Source organism: Sporosarcina jeotgali, assembly GCF_033304595.1.
GTDB lineage: Bacteria > Bacillota > Bacilli > Bacillales_A > Planococcaceae > Sporosarcina > Sporosarcina jeotgali.
Genome location: NZ_CP116341.1, coordinates 385199 through 399638, shown reverse-complemented (window position 1 = coordinate 399638; position 14440 = coordinate 385199). Strand labels below are relative to the sequence as shown.

Annotated in this window: 8 protein-coding genes; 4 read left to right on the top strand and 4 right to left on the bottom strand. The window is 48.7% G+C overall.

Annotation, left to right across the window (positions count from 1 at the left end; genetic code table 11):
• Nucleotides 1-370: 370 nt before the first annotated feature.
• The 4 genes from csaB (at nucleotide 371) to PGH26_RS01950 (ending at nucleotide 6283) form a co-directional block, all read left to right on the top strand.
• Nucleotides 371-1492, top strand: coding sequence for a polysaccharide pyruvyl transferase CsaB (gene csaB, locus PGH26_RS01965; protein ID WP_323692360.1), 1122 nt, complete (start codon nucleotides 371-373; stop codon nucleotides 1490-1492).
• Nucleotides 1493-1495: 3 nt separating this feature from the next.
• Nucleotides 1496-2671, top strand: a complete 1176-nt coding sequence (locus tag PGH26_RS01960) for a glycosyltransferase family 4 protein (RefSeq protein ID WP_323692359.1) — start codon at nucleotides 1496-1498, stop codon at nucleotides 2669-2671.
• An 88-nt stretch (nucleotides 2672-2759) separates the two neighbouring features.
• Nucleotides 2760-4268, top strand: coding sequence for a murein biosynthesis integral membrane protein MurJ (gene murJ, locus PGH26_RS01955; RefSeq protein WP_323692358.1), 1509 nt, complete (start codon nucleotides 2760-2762; stop codon nucleotides 4266-4268).
• 428 nt (nucleotides 4269-4696) lie between these two features.
• Nucleotides 4697-6283: a hypothetical protein gene (locus PGH26_RS01950; protein WP_323692357.1), complete on the top strand. Its 1587-nt coding sequence runs from the start codon at nucleotides 4697-4699 to the stop codon at nucleotides 6281-6283.
• Nucleotides 6284-6630: 347 nt separating this feature from the next.
• Here the strand turns inward: PGH26_RS01950 and PGH26_RS01945 are convergent, their stop codons facing one another.
• From PGH26_RS01945 to PGH26_RS01930, 4 genes are all read right to left on the bottom strand, one after another.
• On the bottom strand, nucleotides 6631-8748 hold the full coding sequence (locus PGH26_RS01945; RefSeq protein WP_323692356.1) for an S-layer homology domain-containing protein: 2118 nt from the start codon (nucleotides 8746-8748) through the stop codon (nucleotides 6631-6633).
• Between the two features lie 89 nt (nucleotides 8749-8837).
• Complete coding sequence (locus PGH26_RS01940; protein ID WP_323692355.1) at nucleotides 8838-9953, bottom strand: C40 family peptidase; 1116 nt, start codon at nucleotides 9951-9953, stop codon at nucleotides 8838-8840.
• Nucleotides 9954-10805: 852 nt separating this feature from the next.
• Complete coding sequence (locus PGH26_RS01935) at nucleotides 10806-12740, bottom strand: S8 family peptidase (protein ID WP_323692354.1); 1935 nt, start codon at nucleotides 12738-12740, stop codon at nucleotides 10806-10808.
• A 112-nt stretch (nucleotides 12741-12852) separates the two neighbouring features.
• Nucleotides 12853-14367 (bottom strand): N-acetylmuramoyl-L-alanine amidase, encoded by a 1515-nt coding sequence (locus PGH26_RS01930; RefSeq protein ID WP_323692353.1) that lies wholly within the window; start codon nucleotides 14365-14367, stop codon nucleotides 12853-12855.
• Between the last annotated feature and the right edge of the window lie 73 nt (nucleotides 14368-14440).

Sequence of the window (14440 nt, the reverse complement as noted above, 5' to 3'; positions counted from 1 at the left end):
TTGGCACGGTTTGCGGCTGCTTACCGCTCGCTTTCCTAGGGGCTCGACTTAAGCCGCTTCCCTCGCTGCGCTCAGTCCAGGGTCTTAAGCCTTCGCTTATCCTTCAGGAGTCGAGCGGACGCTGCCGCAAACCTAAGTGTCTATTTAGGAATCTTTCTACTAGAGATTTCGTTATCTATAACAAGATCCGTTGCTCGAAGCGGAAGACGGCGACTCCTGCGGAATCAGCGAAGATCGAAGACCCCGCAGGAAGCGCAGCGACCGAGGAGGCTGAGATCGAGCCCGCGGAAAGCGTCCGTCTGCAGCGCAGAGCAACACCGTGGTCAATTATCTACAATGTACGTATATATATCTAAGGAGGATCATCATTTTGAAAATTGTACTGTCCGGCTTTTACGGATTAGGAAATACAGGGGATGAGGCGATTTTGAAGGCCATCATCGACAACTTGCGTGCGGAACTGGATCACCCGGAGATTACCGTGTTTTCCTTGTCACCGGAGAAAACGGCATCGGATCATAGCGTCTCTGCTGTGTATCGCGGATGGCGTCATGGGAATAAGGAGAAGGTCAAAGCGCTTCGTAAAGCGGACTTGCTGATTTCTGGAGGCGGCGGGTTGTTGCAAGACACGTATCCGACCAAGTTTCTTTTCGGCCCCCTTCCCTACTACTTACTTATCGTATTGCTCGCGAAGCTGTGCGGAACGAAAGTGATGTTCTTCTCTCAAGGGATTGGCCCTGTTACGAGTAACTGGGGTAAGACGTTGATGAAGGGTCTTGCGAACAAAGCCGATTTCGTCACAGTTCGGGACGAGTATTCAAAGACTTATTTGGAGAACTTGGGTGTTACAAAGCCTGAAACGGTTGTTACTGCGGACATCGTGTTTGCGTTTAAACCGGATGAAGATACGTCTGCTTATGACTCACTTAATTTAACAGGCGACGAGCGCTTGGTTGCGGTTGCGCCGCGTCCTTGGTTTGAGCATGAAGATGCGTATATTGAGAAATTGGCATGGACTCTGGATGAATTGATTGAACAACGGAAGGTTACGCCGGTATTTGTCCCGATGGAGCCGCCATATGATACAAACGTGTCGAAAAAAGTACAAGCGTTGATGAAACATGCGGATCAGACGAAGATCCTCGGTGAGCACTTTACGCCGAATCAATTCTATAACTTCATTGAACAGACGGATCTGACGATTGCGCTTCGCTTGCATGCGCTGATCTTTGCAGCGTTGTCGAATGTTCCTCATGTAGGATTGAGCTATGACCGCAAAGTCGAGAGCTTCTTGAAGCGTTCGGGGATGTGGGAGCATTCATTTGAACTCGGTTCATTTACAAAAGAAGGCTTGCTGGAACAGGCGATTTACGCGCTCGACAACAGCGATGCCGTGAAACAAAAGATGGAACCGAACGTCCAGGTATTACGAAGCGAAGCAATCCGAAACGTGGACTTGCTGCGGGAACAGTTTTTGAATGGAGGCCGTTAAGCGGTGAAAATTTTACTGGCAACTGTATATGATTATCCTCATTTGGGCGGATTGTCCGTCCACTTGACGACATTAAAAGCAGGACTTGAATCACGCGGACATGAAGTGGATGTCGTGTCGTTCACGGACGTTCCGAAATGGAAGCGTGACGGCATCGTACGCGGCCCTGCGTTTTTATTGAACAAAATGAAACAAGGGAAAGGCTACGTCTGGACGCTGAAACGCCGTCAGGACGAGCTTGCGATCTTGATTAAAGAAGCGGTGTCGAAGAAAGAATACGACATCATTAACGCGCAAGACGTATTTACGACATTTGCTGCACTGGAATCGAATGTCCCTGTTGTGAGTACGGTTCACGGTTATTTGACGTTTGAGGGAATTTCGAAAGGTTCTGTCATTGAAGGGTCTCCGGAAGCGGCTGAACTTCAAGAAGCAGAGCGTAAAGGCTATAAAGCGACGCGTGAAGTCATTACAGTGGATACACGTATTAAGGAATACATTTTGAAAGAAACTGGCGTGACGGGCAATATGATCAAGAACTTCATTGACGTTGAGTCGTTTAAGCCTGAGATTGAACGTCGTGCTGAGTTCCGGGATACATACGGATTTTCTCAAGACGAGCTGATTTTCTTTGTACCTCGTCGATTGACGAAGAAAAACGGCGTCATGTATCCGATTTTGTCACTCCCTGCTGTTGTTGAGAAGTTCCCGAATGCGCGTGTCGTATTTGCGGGAACGGGTGAAATGATGGAGCCGATGATGCAAAAAGCTGCGGAACTTGGCGTATCGGATCACATTACGATGCTCGGTGCAGTCGATCACTCGGTGATGATGCAGTATTATGCGTTAGCGAATGTGGCACTTGTGCCGTCGATCTATTCGGCGGGTGTTGAAGAAGCGACTTCGATTTCTGCATTGGAAGCGATGGGTTCTGGTGTTCCGTTGATTGCGTGTGCAGTAGGAGGATTGAAAGAGATCGTCGACAGCGGAAAAGATGGATTGCTTGTTGAAGAGCAAAACGTGGAAGAGTTGAGTGACGCGATGATTCAGCTGCTGGAAGATCCGGCATACGGCGAGCAGCTTGCTGAAGCGGGCCGCGCGAAGATTATTGAAGAGTACTCACACTTTGCTGCAGCTGAGAAATACGAAGCGATTTACTTGAAAGCATTGAAACACTGATTGCGAAGCTCCCTGGTGCGAATCAGGGAGCTTTTTTTGAATTTATTGTCAGCTGTTTGGCTGACATTAAGAAAATTGGAGGACTTTTATGGGGAAGTTAAAACAGGCAGCGCTTTGGACCGCTATGTTAGCGCTAGTGCTGAAGCTGTCGGGATTAGTGCGGGAATCGATTGTTGGAACAAAGTTCGGAGTGTCGCATGAAACGGATGCTTATTTCCTGGCGTTTCCGTTCATTACTTTAGTCGTTGCGATGATTTCCACTGGATTCAATAATGTCTTTTTACCGATGTATATTAAAAACCGCAAGTCAGGTGACATGGGTGATCATAATGCGAACGCGCTGCTGAACTGGACGATGATCATATTTGTTGCCGTCAGTTTCATCGGATGGTTCGGGGCTCCTTACTTGTTGCCGTTTTTATATGGCAACATGAAGCCGGATACCGCAGCGCTTGCGATCCCGATGACGCAGGTATTCTTCGCGTTCATGACGGTCATTGCCCTCAGCGGATTGCTGGATTCTTATTTGCAGTCACGACGTATTTTCGTCCCGTCTCAAGTATCGAAATTACTTGCGACGTTGTTTTCTGTCGTATTCGCGATTTTTTTCAATGATCAATGGGGCATCTTTTCGCTCGTTTACGGATTCATCTTCGGAACGATTTTAGGGGTTATTGTTCAATTATTTTACTTGTTCCGTTCAGATTATAAGTGGCGTTTGGAATTCAAGATGGATATCAAGTTCCGGAATGCGTTCTTGCTGCTCATCGTCCCTTCCCTGCTGAACTCGGTTGTCGGGCAAGTGAATCTGTTCGTGAACAAGGCGTTTGCTTCCGGTACGGGTGATGGTGCGGTGACGTATTTGAATAACGCTTCGCTTATCGTGAGTATTCCAAATGCAATTTACGCGACGACGCTCGCCGCCATCATCTTTACACTGATGAGTGAGCAGACGGAAGATCGCGCGAAGTTTAAAGAAACGTTTTTCCGTGGGATGGAGATTTCGCTTGTGACGCTGCTTCCGATTGCATCGGGGTTGCTCGTTATCGGGGACTCTGTCATTGCATTCATTTACGAACACGGGAAGTTCACGGCTTTCGATACGCATAAGACGCATATCGCGCTCATGCTGTATTTGCCGGTCATCGTTTTCCAAGGGATGCAGCTCATGCTGTCGAAATCGATGTATGCGCGCGGGAAAACCGCAGTTGTGTTCAGGATTAGTGTGACGACGATTTTGATTAACTTCCTGAGCAACTGGCTGCTGGTCGACCGTTTCGGCTATCCGGCGCTCGCAGTTGCGACGTCAGTCGTGAGTATTTACTTCTTCGCGGTGTCGATGGTTGTGGTGTATAAGGACCTGGGCAAGGAAGAATTGGCACGTTTCGGACGGATGGTGCCGCAAGTGCTGATTCCTACTGTGATTATGGGGCTTGTTGTTTGGGCTGCTAAGGTGTTTGTTGGGTTGGGTCATTTTGGTCCTATTGTGCAGCTGGCGACGCTGGTTCCGATTGGTGCGGTGGTGTATGCGGGGATGCTGTTTGTGTTTTATCGTGCTGGGTTTAGACGGTTTGTTGGGTTGTTGAAGCGGGGGTAACTGTTTGCATGGGCGTTTTGTGGTTGAGCGGATTTGATGGTGGCTTGATCGCTTTTGTGCTTGCTTGAGCGGGATTGGCGGTTGCTTGATCACTTTTATGCTTGCTTGAGCGGGATTGGCGGTTGCTTGATCACTTTTATGCTTGCTTGAGCGGGGTTGGTGGTTGCTTGATCACTTTTGTGCTCGCTTGAGCGGGGTTGGCGGTTGCTTGATCACTTTTGTGCTCGCTTGAGCGGGGTTGGTGGTTGCTTGATCACTTTTGCTCGGGAAGGTCGGCGGGTGGTAGACTGTCACACCATTCGCGCCCTTTGCGAATTGTGCGACAGCCTGCCTCCCTATGAATGGAGTAGCCCATAAACAATGGAGAAAAATGCATACATCCCGCCACGGTTCTGGCACTACAGGGTTTATCGAAAGGAGTGGGATTGGTGAGAAAATGGATTGTTGGGGTGCTGCTGGGGATTCTTGTGCTGGCTGGCGTTGCGGGGATCTTTTTGAAAGGGACAGTGACGAATCAGGTGTTAGCCACGAAATCGATCCATGTGATGGTCGAAATGCCGCGGTTGGTGTCGCTGTCTTTTGAAAAAGATGCGGTCCGGGACGTGGAGAATACAAAAGAGGTTACCCATACATATGCTGTACATCGATTCGGCAAGAAGGTCGGGACGTTCGAGTTAACGGAACGGACGCTTGGCAATGGGTCGAAGTTTCTTTTTGAGCGGCTGAAGAATGATGGCCGGCTCAGCCTTAGCTTAAAGACGTCTTATCACTTTAACGCAGCGAGTGATGTCCAGCTGACTTCCTGGAATCCGCGCAAAGTGGATCACCCTCACCATGATACGTTCGGAACGGATCCTACTGTGAATCCGTTCGGGAAGCTGACGATTGAAAACAATGCTTTTCAGGAAGCGGTTGTCGGGAATTCATTCACATCGAAAGAACTTGTGAAGAAATATGATGTCGGAGAAAGTCGGATTCGCGAACTCGACAAAGAAGTGCAGGATCTGACGGTGACGGATGATGGGTTTGCCCGCGGGTCGAAGGCTGACGGTCATCAGGTCGCTGAGTCTTGGGTGTTGCTTGCGGATGCGCCGTTGTTCGAGTCTGAGGATGAAGAGTATGATTATATTGACTTCGCTTTAGAGAATCAGTTTTCCCAGTTGAATTGGCTGACGATGGATGGGCCTTATACGAAGCTCCCGTTCTCGATCGATCCTGGGACGAAGATGGGCTATGGCCGTGTGATTGGCCGCATGGAAGATGATGTGGCGCTGGACTGGTATGGGAAGTCGGAGTCGCTGTTTTTTGAAACGATGGTGTTGAATTCCCGGGTGAACTTGTTGAATTACATCGCTGAGTTCGGCGGGACGCGCTGGCCGACGGAGTATACGAGCGCCTGGCTGAATAATGCGTATGGCATTAAAGCGCCTTATGTCGACACGCGGTATAACGAATACGTGGCTTTTTTCTTGGATGATACGGAGAAGAAACTCGACGACGAGGTGGATGAGTCGAAGCTGTATGTGCCGGTGTATGCGGATTACTTGCTGTCACGGATTGAAAAAGGCGAAACGATCGAAGCCGGTGACGGATTCATGGTGGTCGATTATTTCGATGAGGACCCGGAGACGGCTATCCCCCATGCGTCATTGAATCATGAGCTGGGCGGTTTGAAGATTTTGCTGACTGCGTATCGCGATACGGACGATGCGAAGTATTTAGAAGCTGCCAAGAGCGTCATGAAAGGTATTGAAGCCTTTGGCGCGGATCAAGGCGGATGGATTCGGGAGAATGGGGATTTGTGGTATCAGGCGCGGCCGGACGGCACGTTTTCCGGCGATGACTATCCTCAATTGACGCTGGTGGATTTGGTGGAGACACAGAGTCTGCTGGAAGAGATGGGGTTGGCGCGGAATGCGTTCTTTGATGAGTTGATTGATGCGAAGATGAAGTTTTTGGAAGATAGCGGTGAAGAGTTGATTGAGAAGGTTACGAAGCATTTGAAACAGGGGTGAGGGTGCCCCTGTTTTTTATTTTGAGGCCTGCAGGATGCAGGTCAGGCAGTCGTTGCCGCAGGACGCGGCGAACTTAGACTGTCTTCCTTTGGCTGCCTTGAGCGGATTAAACTGTTGCTTGATCAGTTTTACGTTTGCTTGAGCGGAATCGCCTCCTGCTTGATCACTTTTACGTTTGCTTGAGCGGATTCCCCTCTTGCTTGATCACTTTGACGCCTACTTGAGCGGGTTCTCCTCTTGCTTGATCACTTTGACGCCTACTTGAGCGGGCTCCACTTTGCTGAGTCCTATACATATTGAAAACCCCCACGCGCAGGATTATCTGCGTGTGGGGATTTTAGGGTTGATTAATTATTAATGATGGTTACGACATCTTCACGGATGTAGCCTGTTCCAGTGCCGGCTTTGTCACTGAAGACTTCGTACCAGGTCATGCCATCATCGCCTTTCACAGAACTGATGACGGTGAGCGGATAACCGAGTGCCAGTCCGCTGCTTGTATCTTTGTATACCCCGTTATAACGGGCTTTGTATGTGAACAGGATGGAAGCGTTCGTGCTGGGTGCCGTGCGGATATTGGTTGGGATTTCAAGATTCGTCAACGCGAATTGCTTGTAGCGCCCGTAGTCTTTGCCGCCTGCTGCTTTATCCAGCTCATACATGTGTGCGCCTGCTTTTGCGCCCCACGTCGGATCGGATGCGTAGTTCACATTGAAACCGGTTGTCTTGTTGCCGAAAGCTGCGCCTTGCGCACGGCCCAATGCGTTCGTCGGATCCATATAGTTCGGATTCAGGAAGTCTTTGACGAGTGCGACTGCACTGTCTCCCGGACTCTTGAATGTCCCTTTGTCCGGGCATAATTTCGTAAGGGAATCGTATTTGTAAAGACCGAACAAGTTGTTGCACGTTTGTGCTGTTTCACTCATGCCGTAGTCGCCTTCGTGTACCGCGAGCGACAGGATCATCAGCGCATTGACGTGATAGTCGTCTTCAAGTTTCTTAAAGCTTGAGCCCAGACCGATGAGCTTTGATTTTTTAGAAGCATCCGTGTAGCGTCCTGCGTATTTCTGTTCACGTTCTTTCAAGACGTTCATGATCAAGGCATCTAGCTCTGCTCCCGTATAGCTGGTTTTGGACCTTGCGGATAAGAACTGGAAGTACGGCAGGAACGTCCCGACAAATTTTCCGTTCGTTTCATAGAAATGAACGCCATCCGGGCTGTGATATGTGCCGTTATTTTTCAGGAAGTCCGGTGCAAGCTGCACATAATAGGATGCGGACTTCTTGTCCACATAGTTATAAGTGTGATGAGTGAGCGTTCCCCACTGACTGACGGTGTAATGATCTCGGTCTGTGACCAATTCGATTGGAATGAGATCAACTTCTGAGTGCTTGGCGTAGCCTTCCGTTGCGCCCACCTGTACTTTGACGAACTTGTCAGTGGAGCCGAGATACTTGAGCTCTCTGCCATGCTGCACATAGGTTGCTTGCTTTTTGAATTCAGGATCGAAGTAAATAATGGTGTTTTCTTTCACTTTCGCTTTTGATAATTTATCTCCGAAAGCCATTCCGCGGCGGACACGAATGAGTTCGTCTCCGCGGTACATCGCCGTGTACTTGGATGAGCTGTTGAATAGTTCTGCTGCTTTTAAATAATCGGAGTAACCGGTCGCTTGCTTCTTCAACTTGCCGTTTTCGAGTGCTGCCAAGTAGTAATCGCTTTGGACAGTCGGCGGCTGCGGTGCTGGCGGTTCCGGTTTAATTGGATCTTCTGGCGGTGTCGGCTGCTCAGGTGTATCCGGAATTTCAGGTAAATCCGGCGGCTCATACGCAGCGGCTGCTTTTAAGTAACGGGAAATGAATGCTGCTGCCTGCTCGCGTGTTGTATTCGATTTCGGTTCGAACCGCATCGAGCCGTCTTTGTTCGGAATTCCGCTAATGATGCCGTAGCGGATGTTGTAGTATGCCGAGCGTACACTTCCGGACGATTGGAATTCGTTAAGATCCGTGAAGTTGATGCGTGTTTCCTGCAAGACCATTCCGCTGTAGTTCAAGACATTGGTCATGGTGATGGATACTTGCTCGCGGGTAATCGGCGCGTCGGGTTTGAAGATGCCTCCGCTATAGCCATTCATGAGCCCCGCTTTTTGGACTCTGTAAATGTCTTTTGCCAGTTTACTAGTGTTTGGAACATCATTGAAGCTTCCGTTCGCTTCCGGGAGCTTTAGTGCCCGTGCGATGAAAGCAGCGAATTGTCCGCGAGAGACGTTTTCCGTCGGGCGGTATGTACCGTCTGTGTATCCGGAAAGGATATCCTTGCTGATCATTTCACGCAGTTCTTTTTCAAGCGTGCGTCCTGTCAGTTCATCGGCATGTGCCGGGGATGCCGGGATTACCAGGGTGACGAGTAATAGGATTGCGGATAATACAGCCGCCAGTTTTGTTAGGGAACGAAGTGATTTCATGTGTATGCTGCCTCCTTCTAGTTGCGTTCGTTTATGTGACTTGAACAAGAAATGCCGCCCTTCGCAAGAGCTTGGGGCGGCATTTTGTTTTATGAATGCAGTTCAGCGACGCTGAAGAGCGCAGCTGAGAATTGAGCTCGTGTTGCATTTGCATCAATTGAGAAATTCGGTGTTTGGAAAACCGTTGTTTTGTCCATTTTCTTTAGTGCGCTAATTGCATTAGCCGCACGATACGTTACTGGAACGTCAATGTACGGCGGTTTGGTTATGACTGAAGCTGTTGACGTCATGCTGAATGCGCGATCCAAGATGATGGCAAGCTGTGCTTTTGTCAATGGATCGTACATACCGAACGAACCGTCTTCGTAGCCGCTCAAGATGCCTGCGTCGCTCATTGCGGAGATGTCTTTTGCAAATGCGTGCGCTGCAGGGACGTCACTGTAGCTGAGCGGGAAACGCGGACGTAATTTCAATACACAGTTAATCATCGTTGCAGCTTGTCCACGAGTGACTTGCGTGTCCGGCTGGAATGAGCCGTCCGGGAATCCGCTGATGACTTTTTGTGTGCTGAGTGTTTCGATTGCTTCGAACGCCGGGTGCTTTGCCGCTACGTCACTGAATGATGTGGACGGAGTTGGTGTCGGCACTGGCGTTGGAGTTGGTGCAGGTGTTGGCTTTGATGGTGCTGGCGGTGCTGGTTTAGATGGTGTCGGTGCTGGAACAACCGGCTTTGCAGGCGGTGCTGCTGTGATTCCAGCAACCCGTTTAGCTCCTGCGTATTTCGGTCCCCAATACGGGTTCGTGTCCAGATTCGAAATTTTTACGCCGCTAGATTCTGCAGATATGAAGTTGCCGCTTCCGATGTAAATGCCGGTATGGGAAATACCAGGCTTGTATGTATTTTCAAAGAAAACGAGATCTCCAGCGCGCAGGTCAGCCCGTGCTACGGACGTTCCGACATTGAATTGTGTTTCGGATGTACGCGGCAATGAAATGCCGAAAAACTTGTACACGTAAAGGATGTAACCTGAGCAATCGAATGCGTCAGGGGTATTTCCACCAAATAGATACGGCGTTCCTTCGAATTTTTTAGCGTAAGCAATGATGTTGTCTGCTGAAGCCGCTTGGCTCTTTTGAGGGGCCGCTGTGAAGACGCTTGCAAACATTAAGATAAAGGCCAAAAAGACTACCAGTTGCTTTCTCATGTCCCACCTCGATTTAGGATGATTGACTGCTTCTAACGTCTATTTACCTAGAATTCTAGCTCTACTTATATCCTATCAGAAAAGACTGACATGGAATATTACAGTTGTGTTACAAGTATGGAAGTCTAGTTTATTTTCATAGAGTTGGGGATATAATGGGTAGTTTTGATTAGTTTTAATGAACGCGGTTGGAATGCATGTGTTGGAGGGAGAATCATAAGTCCCCCTTTTCCCCTAACTGAATGCGCAGCGTAGCGGAGCACACCAATTAGTCTTGGTTTTAAATCTCGGCAGTGCTGATTGGTCGCGATATGGAGTGGGATGGACTTGGGAGATATTCCGCGGGCTCGGTGTGTGGGGATGCTTGAGCGGATTTTGTGCTTGTTTGATCATATTTCGAGTTACTTGAGCGAATTCCTTATTTGCTTGATCACATTTTAAATTTCTTGAGCGAATTCTCTATTCGCTTGATCACATTTGGAGTTGCTTGAGCAGATTCCCCATTCGCTTGATCACATGTCAAATTGCTTGAACGAATAGTTCACTATCCATGACTACGCCGCATTAAATTGCGTAGCGAAGCGGAGCACACTAATTAATCTTGGTTTTAATACTGGTTGAATGTTAGTTTCTCGGGGCATGGAGCAGTTGACTGTAGGTATCGAGCGGATAGCCGGATGGATGGATCGGTTCGCGTGGTGAATGGAGCGATTAGGCATGAGTATGGATCGCTTAGCTGGGAGAAATGAGCGCTTAGCCGGAATCATGGAGCGGTTGCGGCGGCAAAGCCACGACTACCGATGCCAGCATGAAAAAACCGCGCGGCCCGGGGGCTTTGCGCGGTGTTGTGGTTTATTTGAACAAACTTGGGTTTTCTGCGCCAGCCAGGAATACGCTGTATGTGGCGCGGGTCATGGTTTCCTGAGGTTTGAATGTACCGTCTGGGAATCCTTTTGTGACGCCCGATTGTGTTAGCGCGAGTGCTGCTTGGTAACTGGATACGTTCGGCGTCATGTCTTTAAATGGAGATTTCTGTTTTGCATCGTATTGAAGGCTGAATGCTTGTTGAAGCAAGAGCGCCATTTCACCACGCGTGACGGGTTGGTCGGGACGGAATGTACCGTCTGGGAATCCGCCGAGCAGTCCTTTTTCTCGTGCAGATTGGATGTAGCCAGAAGCGAAACTGTTCGGGTTGACGTCTTTGAATTGCGTTTTGCGTTTTTCCCCGTTCAGTCCTGCGGCACGCCCCATGATGGCAACTGCTTCGGCCCGTGTGATTTTACGATCCGGTTTGAAGAGGTTGCCTTCGAACCCGTAGATGAGTTTTTTATCCATCAAATACGCAATCTGCGGAGAGTACCATTTTGAGCCTGACACGTCTTTATAACTTGCGCCTTCAATTTTAACGAGGATGTCCTCTTGAATTTGTTTGCCGGTATTCGTCATGATGGCATACTTGCCCTTGTACGTACCCGGTAAAAGGTATGTCTCCCACTTGCCTGGTGATTGTTCATTAATCGTACGATCCTCGATTTTCAATTGTCGAGTTGTCGTTTTGTTCGCGTTCGAAAGTTCAAATACGACACGGCCGTTTTGTGTGTATTGAGACATCATCGGAATTTCATCGACTTTGGCTGGGTATTTGACGAGCCCATAACCGAAGTGTTTGTCGCGTCCTTTTGCGCCTACGTCTTCTGCCGCATTCGCTAGAATCGAGCGCAATCGGACGTTAGTCATTTCAGGGAAGCGTTCTTTCAGGAGCGCCGCTATCCCCGACACGTGCGGTGACGCCATCGATGTTCCTGATAACTCGTAGTACCCGTCTTTTTTCCCATCGTCGTCGAGTGCACGCGGAAACGTACTAAAAATGTCGACGCCTGGCGCTGCAAGTTCTACTTCAGGTCCAATGGAAGCTTCTAGGAATCGTTCTTTGTTGTAGTTAATCGCTGTCGTTGCGATGACCGTTGGATATTTTGCAGGATACTGAACAGAGTCTTTCAAGTCGCCTGTTTCTTCGTTCCCAGCTGACGCAACGATGATCATTCCTGCTGTGTACGCTTTGTCCAGCATCAGCTTCAATGCCGGGTCGTTGCGGTTGGTCGTAATGCTCATATTCAAAATGTCGATATTGTGGTTGATTGCCCATTCGACACCATTGATGATATCGACAGTGCGGCCTGAATCGTATGAGTTGATGGCTTTGATGGCAAATAAATCCACGCCTGGCGCAACACCCATCGTGCCGTTACTCGCTTTAGCTGCTGAAAGGATACCTGCCACGTGCGTTCCATGACCGAGGTCATCATCGTAAGGTACCGCTCCCTGAGCGCACTGTTCTTTCGGCAAGGCGCAGAACCCGCCTTTGACGTTCAATTTACTATGCGTGCCGTCGATTCCGCTATCAAGAATCGCAACGCGAACGCCCTTTCCTGTATAAGGAGCGATTGCTTCTGGCGTGGTATTGATGAGGGTAAATCGTTTAGGGTACGTGATCTGAGATGGCGGTGCTGGAGAAACGGGTGCTTCTGCGACTCCGTATTCCCGGTTAGGATAAATGCTGACGTCTGGATAATGAGTGCGAATTTCTTCCACTTCTTGCTGGGTCAATTGGACTTCACCAAGTGGTGCATTTTTAAACTCTCTCGTGAATGGACTCACTTTTTGGTTAATTTCCTGTAAGTCTGTATCCGATCCATGGAGCAACCAGTCTGTGCGCTCTTCGGCGTGTGCTTGTATGGGAAGCAGTAAACCGAGCGTCAGGGCCACTGAAACTACTATTCTTTTCACATGATCACTCCTTTATGTACGATATGATTCCTATACCCATTATCAGTCCTTTTCGATCCGTTTTCCACAAAAAAATTCCACTCGGTCTTACGAACGAGTGGAATCGATGTTTTTAGTGAAGTTTTCCACTCGGTGTAGCATTTACCGTGCTATACAAAGGCAAAACATCCGTTCTGTTTTCATAGTAATAATAATAGTCTAGCGTCGCAATAAATAATGCTTTCGCCATTTTTTCACGGCCTGCTTCTGTTCCCATAATGCCCATATCTTTGCTGCTGGAGATGAATCCTAGTTCAGCGAGTACGGCAGGTACAGTGTTTTGACGAAGGACAGCCAAGTTCATGACTTTTACTCCTCGATCCGTTAACCCCCATGCTTCAAGCTGACGATTCTGGACATATTTCGCAAGAGCTTTAGATTGGGACACATTTGGATTAACTGCTGCTGAACGTGTGTAATAGTACGTTTCTGTTCCGTTAGCAGAACCAGTAGTATGGGAATTCGTATGAATCGATACGAAAATATCGCCTTTTACTTTAGAAGCGTAAGCACCGCGTGCGTTCAACGAAACGTACGTGTCTGATGAGCGCGTCATTTTCGCTTTCATCGGTACTTTATCGTAATACTTTTCCATTTTCTTTGCTACGTTCAACGTTACGTTTTTTTCGATAAATCCGTGGCCTGAGCTTCCTGGATCCGATCCTCCATGCCCTGCATCAATGACAACAGTAATGTCACTTAACGGCTTTTTGCCTGGAGGCGTAGGAACCGGCTTCGTTGGCGGCGGTGTTGGTGTCGGTGTTGGTGATGTCGGTGGTGTCACAACTGGTTTGTCTGACGGCTTGTCCGACTGTAAGTAAGCAGAGTGTACGAATCCTTTTACGTTATCAGACGTAATGTATACCCATTCTCCAACGGAGTACGAATAGGAAACGATTTTGCCGGACGGAATTGAAGCGATAGACGGGTAAGATGTGTTCGGACCTGTGCGGAGATTCAATTTCGATCCGTCTTTCGTGTCCACGTAGGCATTATGCTCGAACTTCTCATTATCCGCTGTACGGAAGTCTGCGTTGATGCTGCGTGCTAGGAATACAGCAAAGTCTCCGCGTTTGATTGTCTGGGTTTCACCGAATGATCCGTCCGCGATTCCAGATGCAATCCCTTTGTTAATAAGCGAGCTTGCTGCTACACTAACCGAACTGGATTTATACTCGAAAGCACGTCCGATTAAGACCGCCATTTCTCCGCGGCTTAGTGTGTTGTTCGGTTTGAAGCTGCCATCCGGATAACCGGAAATGATTTTTTTGTCGACAAGCTGCTGTATGTAGCCGGAAGCGAAGTTGTTCTTTCCAACGTCCTTAAAGTTCGTTGCACGCTGTTCTCCGTTCAAGTTCAGTGTACGTCCGAGCATGGCTGCGGCTTGTACACGTGTCACTTGCTGCTCCGGGACGAAACGAGTTTCAGAGACTCCGCTTGTAATCCCGCCTTCGACAAGATAATAGATTTCAGCCTGTGCACGATGCGTCGTTCCGACATCCGTGAAGTTGGCTGCGGCCTTGGAATCTTGTCCGAATGGGACAAGCGCTGCGAGAGATAAGGTAAGACATACTGCGAGTTTCTTCAATGGTACAATCCTCCAAATATTTGTCGTTACCGTAAAGGATACAACAATTCTTTGTATTTCTCTATGTTTCTAT

Excerpts from the sequence above, each read along its gene's own strand:
- PGH26_RS01945 (WP_323692356.1), bottom strand. The coding sequence starts at position 8,748 with ATGAAATCACTTCGTTCCCTAACAAAACTGGCGGCTGTATTATCCGCA.
- PGH26_RS01940 (WP_323692355.1), bottom strand. The coding sequence starts at position 9,953 with ATGAGAAAGCAACTGGTAGTCTTTTTGGCCTTTATCTTAATGTTTGCA.
- murJ (WP_323692358.1), top strand. The coding sequence starts at position 2,760 with ATGGGGAAGTTAAAACAGGCAGCGCTTTGGACCGCTATGTTAGCGCTA.